The organism is Microbacterium sp. (assembly GCF_041909575.1).
GTDB lineage: Bacteria > Actinomycetota > Actinomycetes > Actinomycetales > Microbacteriaceae > Microbacterium.
This window is the reverse complement of the sequence record NZ_JAYRDE010000095.1, coordinates 1-11,879: the sequence shown is the minus strand read 5'-3', so window position 1 is coordinate 11,879 and position 11,879 is coordinate 1. Positions and strand designations below refer to the sequence as shown.

At 70.2% G+C, this 11,879-nt stretch carries 13 protein-coding genes; 8 read left to right on the top strand and 5 right to left on the bottom strand.

Annotation, left to right across the window (positions count from 1 at the left end; translation table 11 throughout):
- Window positions 1–302 (bottom strand): DUF72 domain-containing protein (locus ACE3O1_RS12240; protein WP_374315415.1); only part of this gene is annotated, 302 nt, incomplete at its 3' end.
- A gap of 18 nt (window positions 303–320) precedes the next feature.
- Window positions 321–629 (bottom strand): hypothetical protein, encoded by a 309-nt coding sequence (locus ACE3O1_RS12235; RefSeq protein WP_374315414.1) that lies wholly within the window; start codon window positions 627–629, stop codon window positions 321–323.
- A gap of 187 nt (window positions 630–816) precedes the next feature.
- On the opposite strand from ACE3O1_RS12235, the gene ACE3O1_RS12230 reads away from it, so the two are divergent.
- Genes ACE3O1_RS12230 through ACE3O1_RS12220 form a run of 3 tightly spaced genes read left to right on the top strand, consistent with a single transcriptional unit; the run spans window position 817 to window position 3,235 of the window.
- Window positions 817–1,701, top strand: coding sequence for an SDR family oxidoreductase (locus ACE3O1_RS12230; protein ID WP_374315413.1), 885 nt, complete (start codon window positions 817–819; stop codon window positions 1,699–1,701).
- A 50-nt stretch (window positions 1,702–1,751) separates the two neighbouring features.
- Window positions 1,752–2,222 carry a hypothetical protein gene (locus ACE3O1_RS12225; RefSeq protein WP_374315412.1) on the top strand — a complete coding sequence of 157 codons (471 nt, stop codon included), beginning with the start codon at window positions 1,752–1,754 and terminating at the stop codon, window positions 2,220–2,222.
- Window positions 2,219–3,235 carry a cation diffusion facilitator family transporter gene (locus ACE3O1_RS12220; RefSeq protein WP_374315410.1) on the top strand — a complete coding sequence of 339 codons (1,017 nt, stop codon included), beginning with the start codon at window positions 2,219–2,221 and terminating at the stop codon, window positions 3,233–3,235. The genes ACE3O1_RS12225 and ACE3O1_RS12220 overlap by 4 nt, the downstream gene beginning before the upstream one ends.
- Here ACE3O1_RS12220 and ACE3O1_RS12215 read toward each other — a convergent pair.
- From ACE3O1_RS12215 to ACE3O1_RS12205, 3 genes are all read right to left on the bottom strand, one after another.
- Window positions 3,213–4,391 carry an ROK family protein gene (locus ACE3O1_RS12215; RefSeq protein WP_374315408.1) on the bottom strand — a complete coding sequence of 393 codons (1,179 nt, stop codon included), beginning with the start codon at window positions 4,389–4,391 and terminating at the stop codon, window positions 3,213–3,215. The genes ACE3O1_RS12220 and ACE3O1_RS12215 overlap by 23 nt on opposite strands.
- A 123-nt stretch (window positions 4,392–4,514) precedes the next feature.
- Window positions 4,515–5,579, bottom strand: a complete 1,065-nt coding sequence (locus ACE3O1_RS12210; protein WP_374315406.1) for an ABC transporter permease — start codon at window positions 5,577–5,579, stop codon at window positions 4,515–4,517.
- Window positions 5,576–7,051, bottom strand: a complete 1,476-nt coding sequence (locus ACE3O1_RS12205; protein WP_374315404.1) for a sugar ABC transporter ATP-binding protein — start codon at window positions 7,049–7,051, stop codon at window positions 5,576–5,578. Before ACE3O1_RS12205 ends, ACE3O1_RS12210 begins: the two co-directional genes overlap by 4 nt.
- 312 nt (window positions 7,052–7,363) lie before the next feature.
- Here ACE3O1_RS12205 and ACE3O1_RS12200 point away from each other — a divergent pair, with 312 nt between their 5' ends.
- The 5 genes from ACE3O1_RS12200 to ACE3O1_RS12180 form a co-directional block, all read left to right on the top strand.
- Window positions 7,364–8,404 (top strand): substrate-binding domain-containing protein, encoded by a 1,041-nt coding sequence (locus ACE3O1_RS12200; RefSeq protein WP_374315402.1) that lies wholly within the window; start codon window positions 7,364–7,366, stop codon window positions 8,402–8,404.
- A gap of 99 nt (window positions 8,405–8,503) precedes the next feature.
- Window positions 8,504–9,646, top strand: a complete 1,143-nt coding sequence (locus ACE3O1_RS12195; protein ID WP_374315418.1) for a Gfo/Idh/MocA family protein — start codon at window positions 8,504–8,506, stop codon at window positions 9,644–9,646.
- Window positions 9,647–9,672: 26 nt separating this feature from the next.
- Entirely contained in the window at window positions 9,673–10,674 is a 1,002-nt protein-coding gene (locus tag ACE3O1_RS12190; protein ID WP_374315400.1) for a sugar phosphate isomerase/epimerase family protein, read from the top strand.
- An 80-nt stretch (window positions 10,675–10,754) separates the two neighbouring features.
- Window positions 10,755–11,642 (top strand): DUF2510 domain-containing protein, encoded by an 888-nt coding sequence (locus ACE3O1_RS12185; protein ID WP_374315398.1) that lies wholly within the window; start codon window positions 10,755–10,757, stop codon window positions 11,640–11,642.
- 58 nt (window positions 11,643–11,700) lie between these two features.
- Window positions 11,701–11,879, top strand: a 179-nt coding sequence (locus ACE3O1_RS12180; protein WP_374315416.1) for a DUF2510 domain-containing protein, incomplete at its 3' end; no start/stop codon positions are given.

The window sequence follows — 11,879 nt, the reverse complement described above, 5'->3', positions numbered from 1 at the left end:
TCGCCGAGCGCCCGCCACCCCTCCACGATCCGCTCCGCCCACGCCTCCGGACCGTAGAGCCGCTTGGCGTGGGTGAGCCCGCGCGGAGCTTTGACGGCCATCGCGAAGCCTTCCGGCAGCCGCCGGCGCCACTCGCGGAAGCGCGCGGCTCCGGGCCAGCGGTAGAAGCTGGCGTTCAGTTCGACGGTGTCGAACTCCTCGACGTACCGGGCGAGGCGCTGCCCGACGGGAAGGCCCGGCGGGTAGAGGACTCCCCTCCAGTGGTCATAGCTCCACCCGGATGTGCCGATGCGATACGCCATCGAGCCCGTCGCGCCCGGTCACACGGCCTGCGGCCGGGGCGCGCGCCGGCTGATCGGCGGCAGATGCGGGATCTCCTCCGGCCGGCGTGAGCGTGCTCCGGCCTCACGGTGGCGGATGAGGTCATCCAGCACGTCTTCCGCGCACAGGTAGACGAACGGCAGGTTCGTGTCCCGCACCCATTCGACCTCGACGATGTCATCGTCGGTCTCCCGGACGCGCGCGACGACGCTCCGGGAGTCGTCGAGCGGGTACGACAGGTCGTGCACGATCAGTTCGCGGGACGAGACGCGGCGCACTTCCAGCGCGCCGCAGTTCTTGGGTTCCATCAGCGCCTCCTCGAGCGACCCCCTCAGCATGCGTCGGCCGCGGCCAGGCGCCGATGCCCTTGACATGCGATGGCGTGGGCGTTAGGCCGTTCGCCGGCGGCTTCCCGGTTCGCGCTCCGTCGTCAAGCCCCTTCCGGCCTGGCGCCGCGCTTTCCTAGCGTCGGATCAGACCGAGAAGGAGCGTGCGATGACCGACACTCAGACCGACCCCCGCGACAAGTACCCGGAGGGCGGATTCCCCGCGCAGGAACAGGAGCAGCCCGGCCTCACCGACCAGATGCGCCCCGAACCCGACCATGGCGAGGAGTCCTACGTCGGCGCGGGCCGGTTGACGGGACGGCGCGCGCTCATCACCGGGGGCGACTCGGGCATCGGCCGGGCGGTGGCCATCGCGTTCGCGCGGGAGGGCGCCGACGTCGCGATCGCCCACCTGCCGAAGGAGCAGGAGGACGCCGACGACACCATCGCCCACGTGACGGATGCCGGTGCCACCGGTGTCTCGTTCGCCGGGGATGTGCGCGACGAGGCGTTCGCGACGTCCATCGTCGACGACGCGGTGGCCGCGCTCGGCGGCCTCGACATCGTCGTGCTGAACGCCGCCTACCAGAAGGACCGGGAGTCGCTTGCGAGCCTCGAGAGCGAGGAGTTCGACCGCGTCTTCCGCACGAACCTGTACGGCCTCCTCTACACGGCCCGGCAGGCGGTGCCGCACCTGAAGCCGGGGAGCTCGATCATCGTCACATCGTCGGTGCAGGCCTTCAACCCCTCTCCGGGACTGATCGACTACGCCATGACGAAGGCCGCGCAGGTCGCGTTCGTCAAAGCGCTCGCGGAGGAGCTGGGCCCGAAGGGCGTGCGCGTCAACGCGGTCGCTCCCGGCCCCATCTGGACGCCTCTCATCCCGGCCACGGGATGGGACGCCGAGCGCATCGCGACCTTCGGCACGGATACGCCCCTCGGCCGCCCCGGCCAGCCCGCCGAGCTCGCCGGCGCGTACGTCTACCTCGCGTCGGAGGCGGCCTCGTACGTCTCGGGCGCGGTCCTCCCGGTGACGGGGGGAAAGCCCCTGTGATCAGCGTCCGCGCGCGACCGGCCGGCCGTACCCCGGCGGGCCGATCACGCGTGGCTCGAGCAGGTGCGGCCCTCGCGGCGGTGGTCGTGGCCGCGACCGGGCTCGCGGGCTGCGGGCTGCGCCTCCCGGTCGATCCCGACGGCACCCTCGATCGCGTCAGCGGGGGCGAGCTGCGCGTCGGCGCCTCGCCGAGTGGGGACCTCGTGCTCATCGACGGCGATGAGGTCTCCGGCCCGCTCCCAGACCTCGTGGAGGGGTTCGCCGAGACCCGGGACGCCCAGGTCGTGTGGACCGTCGACAGCGAGGAAGATCTGGTCGACGGTCTGGTCGATGGCCGCCTCGACCTCGCCATCGGGGGGATGACGGCGTCGACGCCCTGGTCGGCGCAGGTCTCCGTGACGCGCGGCTACCCGGGGGTCCCGGAGTCGCAGGGCGCCGACGTGGCGGTGCTCCTGCCGCTCGGCGAGAACGCGCTGCAGGCGGCGCTCGAGACCTACCTCGACCGGGAGGCGGGCCGATGAAGACGATGGGACGCACCGACCTCCCCGCCGAACAGCAGGACGCGCTGCGCAAGGCGGTGAGATGGGAGTGGTTCACGATCGGCTACACGATCGTGACCATCGCACTCATCGCGCTGGTGGTCAGCGGATCGCAGGCGATGAAGACAGCGTGGATCGAGGACATGCTCTCGCTGATCCCGCAGATCTCGTTCCTCATCGCGCTGCTCGTGATCCGCCGGCCGCCCAGCCGGAAGTTCCCGTACGGCCTGCATCGCGCGATGGCAGCCGGGCACCTCGTCGCCGGCGTCGCTCTGCTGGTCGTCGGCGGCAACCTCGCCGTCGAGGCGGTGCTGGGCCTTGTGCGGCAGGAGCATCCCGCCATCGGCACCGTGCAGGTGTTCGGGCAGACCGTGTGGATGGGATGGTTCATGGTCGGCGTCATGGCGCTGGTCACGATCGGCCCGTTCATCTACGGCCCGGCCAAGGCGAAGCTCGCCCCCGTGCTGCACAACAAGGTCCTCTTCACCGACGCCGACATGGCGAAGGCCGACTGGACGACCACGGTCGCGTCGATCGTCGGCGTTCTCGGCATCGGGATCGGCTGGTGGTGGCTCGACAGCGCGGCCGCGCTCTTCATCTCGATCGGCATCGTGTGGGACGGCGTCCGCAACTCCCGCTCGGCGGTGCTCGACCTGATCGATCAGCGCGCCCGCACGCACGACGACAAGGAGCGGCACCCGCTGCACGGGCGCATCGTCGCCGCGCTGGAGGCCCAGCCCTGGGTCGAGTCGGCGGCGGTGCGCATCCGCGACATGGGGCAGGTCTTCCACATCGAGGCGTTCGTGGTCCCGCGGCGGGGCACGGTGTCGGTCGATCGCATCGAGGCGGCGCGACGCGCGCTGGCGGAGATGGACTGGAAGATGCAGGACGTCGTCATCGTGCCCGTGTCCGAACTGCCCGCCGAGGCCTCGCGCGGCGACCTCGAGGAAGCGCGGTCGCAGGCGGCGGAGGCTAAGCCGACACCAGCGAAGTGAGCGTCTCGGGTGACAGCGCGTGCTCGATCGCGAGCATGCTCGCACCGAGCACCGCGGCGTTCGGGCCGGCCGCCGACTGCGCGATCGAGAGGTGCTCGGTCGCGAGGGGGATGGACCGCGTGTAGACGACCTCGCGCACGCCCGCGATCAGGTGCTCTCCCACGCGGGCCATCGACCCGCCGATCGCGATGACGGAGGGGTTCACGAGGCTCACGCAGGTCGTCAGCACCTCGCCGATGTCGCGTCCGGCCTGGCGCACCGCCTGGATCGCATCGATGTTGCCGCGCTTGACGAGGTCGACCACGTCGTTGCCGTTCTCGGCGGCCACGCCCTGCGCACGCAGTGCACGGGCGATCGCCGGCCCGGAGGCGAGGGCCTCGAGGCATCCCTGGTTTCCGCAGTGACAGGGCACGCCGGCGCCGCGCGCGACGCGCACGTGTCCGATGTCGCCCGCGATGCCCTGGGCTCCGCGCTGCAGCGCTCCGCCCGAGATGACGCCGGCGCCGATGCCGGTGGCCACCTTGACGAACATGAGGTGCTCGACCCCGGGGTAGGCGGCGGCGCGCTCGCCGAGGGCCATGATGTTCACGTCGTTGTCGACGAGCACGGGCACGTCGAGATGCTGCTGCACCCAGCCGGGAACGTCGTAGCGGTCCCAGCCCGGCATGATCGGGGGATTCACCGGCTGCCCGGTCGAGTGCTCGACAGGGCCCGGGATGCCCATGCCGATCGCGGCGAGGTCGCTCGTCGAGCGCCCGATCCGGTCGAGGAGGGCGAGGGCGTGCTCGACCAGCCAGGTGAGCACGGGCTCCGGACCGAGGGTGACGTCCAGCGGCTCGCTGTGCTGCGCGACGATGCTGCCCGCCAGGTCGGTCACGGCGAGGGTGGCGTGAGAGGCGCCGATGTCGGCGGCGAGCACCAGGCGAGCGCTCGGGTTGAGGGCGAACTGCGACGGCGGGCGCCCACCGGTCGAGACGGTCTCGGCGATCGGGGTGATCAGCCCCATGCGCATGAGCTCATCGACGCGCGCGGCGATCGTGGAGCGGGCGAGCCCGGTGGACTTCGCGAGCTCGGCGCGCGTGCGCGGAACGCCATCACGCAGAAGCTGGAAGAGCTGGCTCACACCCGACACGTTCGTCGGCGTCTCGATGGTCATTTTCGCCACATTTCAGTCTATCTGTGCGGTAGGTGCGCCGAAGTTCGCCGACTTCGAACGGGATGCCGCAGCCCCGCGCCGACGACCGTTCAATAGTCGGGCGCGCCGGGCTGCGGCATCCGATCAGGTCGCTCGTCCGGTGGGCTTGGCGAACCGCTGCTGGAGCAGCACGGCGACGACGATGATGACGCCCTTCACGACGGCCTGCGCCGACGAGTTGAGGTTGTTCTGAACGAACACATTCGTCAGCGTTGCGAAGATCAGCACGCCGAACACCGTTCCGGTGATGGTGCCTCGACCGCCGACCAGCAGCGTGCCGCCGACGACCACCGCGGCGATCGCGTCGAGCTCGAGGAGCGTGCCGTGCGTGGAGGTGCCCGCCGTGGTGCGGCCGAGGTACATCACGGCGGCGATGCCGGCGCAGAGGCCAGCGATGGCGTACAGCCACATCGTGTGCCGCTTGACGTTGATGCCGGCGAGGCGTGCCGCCTCGCGGTTGCCGCCGATCGCGACCGTGCGACGGCCGAAGGTGGTGCGGTTGAGGATCACCCAGCCGAGAGTTGCGACGATCGCGAAGATCCAGATCAGGATGTCGACGCCGATGAGGTCGGCGTTGAGGAACTCGATGAGGCCCCGGTCCCCGACCTGCAGCGTGCGGCGCTCGGCGAGGATCTCGGCGAGTCCGCGTGCGGCGACCAGCATCGCCAGCGTCGCCATGAAGGCGACCACTTTGCCGTACGCGATGATCACGCCGTTGATGAGGCCGGCGCCGAGGCCGACGAGCAGCGCGAGCACGATCATGAGCACCCAGTGGATCTGGTCGGCGAGGTCCTGGACGGCGGCGATGGTCGCCACCACCGATGCGAGACCGATCACCGAGCCGACCGACAGGTCGATGCCGCCCGAGATGATCACGAGCGTCATGCCGATGCTGACGACGCCGATGATCGAGGCCTGTCGCAGGATCGTCAGCGTGTTGCTCACGGTGAGGAAGGTGTCGGGAGCCGTGACGGCGCCGACGACGATCAGCACGAGCAGGGCGGCCACGAGGCCGAGGTTGCGGCCGACGGAGCCCGAGAGGATCCGCTGCACGGCGGACTTGCCGGACTTGTCGGGCGCGCCGGCGGGCGGCGGTGCCTCGCTGGACGTGGGGACGCCTGCGGTCCCCGTGGTGGTCGACTCGCTCACGCGGCGGTTCCTTTCATGACGAGATCGAGCACACCGTGCTCGTCGATCTGGGAGGCGGGAAGGGTTTCGAGCACGTGGCCGTCGCCGATGACGAGAACGGTGTCGGCGAGGCCGAGCACCTCCTCGATCTCGCTCGAGACGATCACGATGGCGTTGCCGGCAGCGGCGAGGCGCCGGATGAGGGCGTAGATCTCAGCACGCGCTCCGACGTCGACACCGCGGGTGGGCTCGTCGAGCAGCAGAACTCGCGTGCCGTGGACGAGCCAGCGCGCCAGCAGGATCTTCTGCTGATTGCCGCCCGACAGGGTCATGGCAGCGCGGTCGGGGTCGGCCGGCCGCAGCTCGAGTGCCTCGATCTGCTCGCGCGCGACCTTGCGCTCGGCGCGTTCGTCGAGGAACCCCGCCTTGGCGAACCGCGACATCGACGAGAGGGTCACGTTGACGAAGATCGGCTCGTCGAGGACGAGGCCCTGGCTCTTGCGCTCCTCGGGGGAGAGCCCGACTCCGGCGCGCACCGCGTGGACGACGGACCCCCGGCGCAGCGGCTTGCCGGAGACCTTGACCGAGCCGGCGGTCGAGCGCCGGGCGCCGTAGACGGTCTCGAGGATCTCGGAGCGCCCCGAGCCGACCAGGCCCGCGAGCCCGATGATCTCTCCGGCGCGCACCGAGAACGACACGTCCTCGAAGACGCCGTCGAGACCGAGGCCGTCGACCTCGAGCACGGTGGGCGCCTCGGCGGGGACGGGCACGGCGGGCGGGAAGACGTTCTCGACGTCGCGGCCGGTCATCAGCCGGATCAGCTCCGCCGTCGGAGTGTCGGCGACCGGAAGGCCGACCGCCGTCGTGCGACCGTCCTTCAGAACCGTGATGCGATCGCCGATCTGACGGATCTCCTCGAGGCGGTGCGTGATGTAGACGACCGCGATGCCCTCGGAGGTGAGCTCCTTCACCACGTGGAAGAGGTTCTTCACCTCCTCGGAGTCGAGCACGGCGGACGGCTCGTCCATGATGATGAGCTTGATGTCGTGCGAGAGTGCGCGCGCCATGCTCACGATCTGCTTGTTGGCTGCGCTGAGGCTGCCCACCTCGGTGTGCGGCGAGAGCTTCGGGTGCCCGAGCCGCCGCAGCAGCTCGCGCGTCTGCTTCGCCGCCTCGGAGCGCTTGGTGAACCCGCCCCGAGCGAGTTCGTGACCCAGGAAGATGTTCTCGGCGATGGTGAGGCCGTCCACGACATCGAGCTCCTGGTACATCGTCGCGATGCCGAGATCGATCGCCGACTCGGGGTCGGGGATCTCGACGGGCTCGCCGAGCCAGGTGATCTGGCCCTCGTCGGGGCGGTGGACGCCCGCGAGCGTCTTGATGAGCGTGGACTTGCCGGCGCCGTTCTGGCCGAGGACGCAGTGCACCTCGCCGGCAACCACCTGCAGGTCGACGCCGCGGAGAGCTTTGACGCCCGCGAAGGCCTTCGTCACGCCTCGGACGTCGAGTAATGCCGATTCATGGTCAACTTTGATCACTCGCTGAACATAACACGGGCAGGGGCCCGTTGCCGAGCCCCAATCGTCCGGCGGCGCCTCCAGGGCACAGCGAATCCTCGCGCGTATGGGCGCGATCTTCTGCCTGATCGCGGCCCAATCGTTACTTTTGACGGATCAAAAACAAAAGGTGCCAAACTCCGGCACACTTCTGCTACGGTGAGACCCGTCAGCGTGGACCCCCTGAGTGCGGGCAGCTTCCCGTCGGAACCACGCTGTGAAGCTGCATCACATTCAAGGAGGAAAACAATGCGCTCACACATGAAGGCGCGTACCCGACTCGTCCTCACCGGAACCGCAGTCGTCGCAGCAATCGGACTTCTCGCCGGCTGCACCGGCGGCGGCGCGGACGAGGAGAGCGTCGTCGACCAGGGCACGAGCACCGAGGAGAACGCGGAGTCGGGCGACACGGTCGTCATCGGCTTCTCGGGCCCCGCGGCCGACCACGGCTGGCTCGGCGCCATCAACTCCGGCGCTCAGGCGGCGGCTGACAGCTTCGACGACGTCGAGCTGCGGGTGGCCGAGGGCACCAACGACCCGATCGCCCAGATCGCCGCGGTCGAGACGTTCGTCAACGACGGGGTCGACGCCATCGTGCTGCTGCCGACCGACGGCGCCGCACTCACCGAGGCCGCGATCGCCGCGATGGAGGCCGGCATCCCGGTCATCAACGTCGACCGCGAGTTCTCCAGCCCGTTCGCCGCGCGCTCGACGATCCTGGGCGACAACTACGGCATGGGCGTCGCGGCGGGCACGTACATCTGCGAGCAGCTCGGCGGTGAGGGCTTCGTCGCCGAGATCGCCGGCATCGACTCGCTTCCGCTGACGCAGGACCGGTCGGACGGCTTCGCCGACGCGCTCGAGGACTGCGGCCTGGAGGTGGGCGCCCGCGTGGCCGCCGACTTCACGGTCGCCGGCGGTGAGGCAGCCGCCTCGCAGCTGCTTTCGGCCAACCCGCAGATCGACGCCATCTGGAACCACGACGACGACCAGGGAATCGGCGTCCTCGCGGCGATCGACGCCGCGGGTCGCGACGAGTTCTTCATGGTCGGCGGCGCGGGCAGCAAGAGCGCGATGGAGGCCATCGAGGCCGATGACACCGTCCTCAAGGCGACCGTCATCTACCCGTCGACGCAGGCCGCCGACGGCGTGGCGCTGGCGCGCCTCATCGCACAGGAGAAGACGCTCGGCGACATCGTCACGCCCAGCGTCCCGAACCGCATCGTGCTCGACGCTCCCGTCGTCACGAAGGACAACGTCGACGAGTTCATCGACCTCTCCTTCGAGTAAGCCCGACGACAACGCGGGGCGCCCGTCACACCGGCGGGCGCCCCGCGCCAACCTCCCGAGAGAGGGGAGACCGCGTTGACCGAGACGCTTCGCATCGCCATGATCGGCCACGGCTTCATGGGCGCCGCACATTCGCAGGGCTGGCGCGTCGCGCCCCGCTTCTTCGACCTTTCGCTCGAGCCCGAGATGACGGTGCTCGTCGGCCGCAACGCGGCCACCGCCGAGGCATCCGCCCGCAAGTGGGGCTGGCTCGAGACCTCCACCGACTGGCGCGAGGTGATCGCGCGTGACGACGTCGACGTCGTCGACATCGTGACTCCCGGCGACACGCATGCCGAGATCGCCATCGCGGCGCTCGAAGCGGGCAAGCACGTCCTGTGCGAGAAGCCCCTCGCCAACACGGTGGCCGAGGCCGAGCAGATGGCCGCCGCCGCCGCGCACGCGGCCGAGCGAGGCATCCGCTCGATGGTGGGCTTCACGTACCGGCGCGTGCCGGCCACGACGTTCGCTCGCGATCTGGTCGCGGCCGGCCGCATCGGCGAGATCCGCCAGGTGCGCGCCGAATACCTGCAGGACTGGCTCATGGACGCCGACGCGCCGCTCACCTGGCGCATGCAGAAGGAGCGTGCCGGCTCGGGAGCGCTCGGCGACATCGGGGCCCACGCCGTCGATCTCACCGAGTACATCACCGGCCAGCGCGTCACCACCGTCTCGGGCATCATCGAGACCATCGTCGGAGAGCGTCCGCTGCTCGGCGAGGGCTCGGGACTGTCGGGCACCGCGACCAGCGAGCGCGGCCAGGTCACCGTCGACGACATCGCGCTGTTCACCGGCCGACTCGAGTCGGGCGCACTCGCCTCGTTCGAGGCGACGCGGTTCCGCACAGGCCGCAAGAACGCGCTGCGCATCGAGATCTCGGGGTCACGGGGTGCGCTCGCCTTCGATCTCGAGCGACTCAACGAGCTCGAGTTCTACGACGCGACCCTCCCGATCACGGAGCAGGGCTTCCAGCGCATCCTCGTCACCGAGAGCGACCACCCGTATCTGGCGCCGTGGTGGCCGACCGGTCACATGCTCGGCTACGAGCACGGCTTCTCGCACCAGGTCTTCGACTTCGTCACGGCGATCGCCGACGGAACGCAGCCGGAGCCCTCCTTCGAGAGCGGGCTGCACGTGCAGCGCGTCCTCGAGGCGGTCGAGCGCAGCTCCGGCAGCGGAAGCGCGTGGATCCCGACAGTCTGAACACATCTCCGAGGAAGGACGACGCAATGGCGCGACCGATCACTTTGTTCACTGGCCAGTGGGCCGATCTGCCGTTCGAGGAGGTGGCGCGACTGGCGGGCGAGTGGGGCTACGACGGTCTGGAGATCGCCTGCTGGGGCGACCATCTGGACGTCTCCCGGTGGGATGACGACGCGTATGTGCAGTCCCGCAAGGACATCCTCGAGCGCAACGGCCTCAAGGTGTGGGCGATCTCGAATCACCTGACCGGGCAGGCGGTGTGCGATGACCCGATCGATCAGCGCCACCGCGACATCCTCTCGGACCGGGTGTGGGGCGACGGCGACCCGGAAGGTGTCCGGCAGCGGGCCGCGGAGGACATGAAGGACACCGCCCGGATGGCCGCGAAGCTGGGCGTGACCCAGGTCAACGGGTTCACCGGGTCGTCGATCTGGAAGGCGGTGGCGATGTTCCCGCCCGCGTCGGAGGAATGGATCGACGCCGGCTACCGGGACTTCGCCGACCGGTGGAACCCGATCCTGGACGTGTTCGAGGAAGAAGGGGTGCGGTTCGGGCTCGAGGTGCACCCGTCCGAGATCGCGTACGACTACTGGACCGCCAAGCGCACCCTGGAGGCCATCGGGCACCGGGCCAGCTTCGGGTTGAACTTCGATCCGTCGCACTTCATGTGGCAGCAGCTGGACCCGGTGGCGTTCGTGCTGGACTTCGCCGACCACATCTTCCACGTGCACGTGAAGGAATCGATCACGAACCTGGACGGCCGCAACGGCGTCCTCGGCTCGCACCTGGGCTGGGCCAACCCGCGCCGCGGCTGGACGTTCGTGTCCACCGGCCACGGGGCGGTGCCGTGGGAGCCGCTGTTCCGCGCGCTCAACGCGATCGGCTACGACGGCCCCACCTCGGTGGAGTGGGAGGACGCAGGCATGGACCGCCTCGCCGGTGCCCCCGAAGCCCTCGCCTTCGTCCGCAAGCTCAACGCCATCACCCCACCGGCCGCCGCCTTCGACGCCGCCTTCTCCACCAAGTGAGCAGGAGGGACCGGATGCCTCGGCTCGAGGCATCCGGTCCTCCTCCTCTCGCCGCGCGGACGCGGGGATAGGGTGTGACCATGGCGACGACACCCCCCGGCTGGTACGACGACGGACACGGCGCGCTGCGGTGGTGGGACGGCCAGCAGTGGACGGAGCACGTCGCCGCGCCCGACCCCGAGATCGAGGGTGCGACCGCGCCGACGGAGGCCGACATCGTCGCCGCGCACGAGGCCGGTGAGACCGGTGCCGGCGAGCTCCGCACGGCCGAGCCCGCGCTGGCCGCCCCCGCGCCGGCCGAGGTCGACCCGGCGACCGCGCTCGGCCTGGGCGTGCCGCCCGCAGCGGCGACGCCCGCCTACCCGCCGTATGCGACGGATCAGCCGCAGGGCGCATACCCCGGGGGCTACCCCGAAGACGGTTCCGCCGGCGCGTTCTCCGCGGCGACCGAGCCGCGCAAGTCGAAGCTGTGGATCCTGTGGGTCGTGCTCGGCGTGGTCATGCTCGGGATCGTCGTCGCCGCGGCGATCGTCATCCCGCTGCTCCTCCTCGGCGCCGCGACCGGCGGATCATCGGGCGCGCCCTCGGGCGTGACGCCGTCGGGGGCGGACGAGGAAGCCGCGGTCGCCGCGGTGGAGCTGTACGACGACGCCTGGCAGGACGTCGACTGCGACGCGTATCTGGCGTCGACGAGCGAGGACTTCCGCACCGGCTCGGGACTGGCGGACTGCACGTCCTTCCAGGACACGGCCTCCAACTTCGCCGCGAGCGTGCAGGACTACGTCGTCACGGTCACCGACATCACCTCCGAAGGTGGACAGATCGTGGTGGGCACCACCGAGACCTTCGACGCCGTCCTGGACGACGAGGGCGAGCCGCTGGATCCGCCCCAGCCGCAGGAGGTCGAGTACGAATACACGGTGATCGACGTGGACGGCGCATGGGTCATCGACGTCCTCGAGGACTGACACGCGGACGCGTCCTGCAAGCGACGGAGCGCCCGCTCCTGCCGCATATGATCGCCTGGTGAGCGACACCCCTCCCGGTTGGTACGACGACGGATCCGGCGTTCTGCGGTGGTGGGACGGCGGACGGTGGACGACTCACGTCGCCGAGAGCACCCCCGGCGCGCACGCCGCCCCCGCCGGAGCGGCCGCTGTGGGCGAGGCGCCGCCCGCGCGGCAGTGGTACCGGGGGGTTGCGCA

Excerpts from the sequence above, each read along its gene's own strand:
- ACE3O1_RS12235 (WP_374315414.1), bottom strand. The coding sequence starts at position 629 with ATGGAACCCAAGAACTGCGGCGCGCTGGAAGTGCGCCGCGTCTCGTCC.
- ACE3O1_RS12230 (WP_374315413.1), top strand. The coding sequence starts at position 817 with ATGACCGACACTCAGACCGACCCCCGCGACAAGTACCCGGAGGGCGGA.
- ACE3O1_RS12220 (WP_374315410.1), top strand. The coding sequence starts at position 2,219 with ATGAAGACGATGGGACGCACCGACCTCCCCGCCGAACAGCAGGACGCG.
- ACE3O1_RS12215 (WP_374315408.1), bottom strand. The coding sequence starts at position 4,391 with ATGACCATCGAGACGCCGACGAACGTGTCGGGTGTGAGCCAGCTCTTC.
- ACE3O1_RS12200 (WP_374315402.1), top strand. The coding sequence starts at position 7,364 with ATGCGCTCACACATGAAGGCGCGTACCCGACTCGTCCTCACCGGAACC.
- ACE3O1_RS12195 (WP_374315418.1), top strand. The coding sequence starts at position 8,504 with ATGATCGGCCACGGCTTCATGGGCGCCGCACATTCGCAGGGCTGGCGC.
- ACE3O1_RS12190 (WP_374315400.1), top strand. The coding sequence starts at position 9,673 with ATGGCGCGACCGATCACTTTGTTCACTGGCCAGTGGGCCGATCTGCCG.
- ACE3O1_RS12185 (WP_374315398.1), top strand. The coding sequence starts at position 10,755 with ATGGCGACGACACCCCCCGGCTGGTACGACGACGGACACGGCGCGCTG.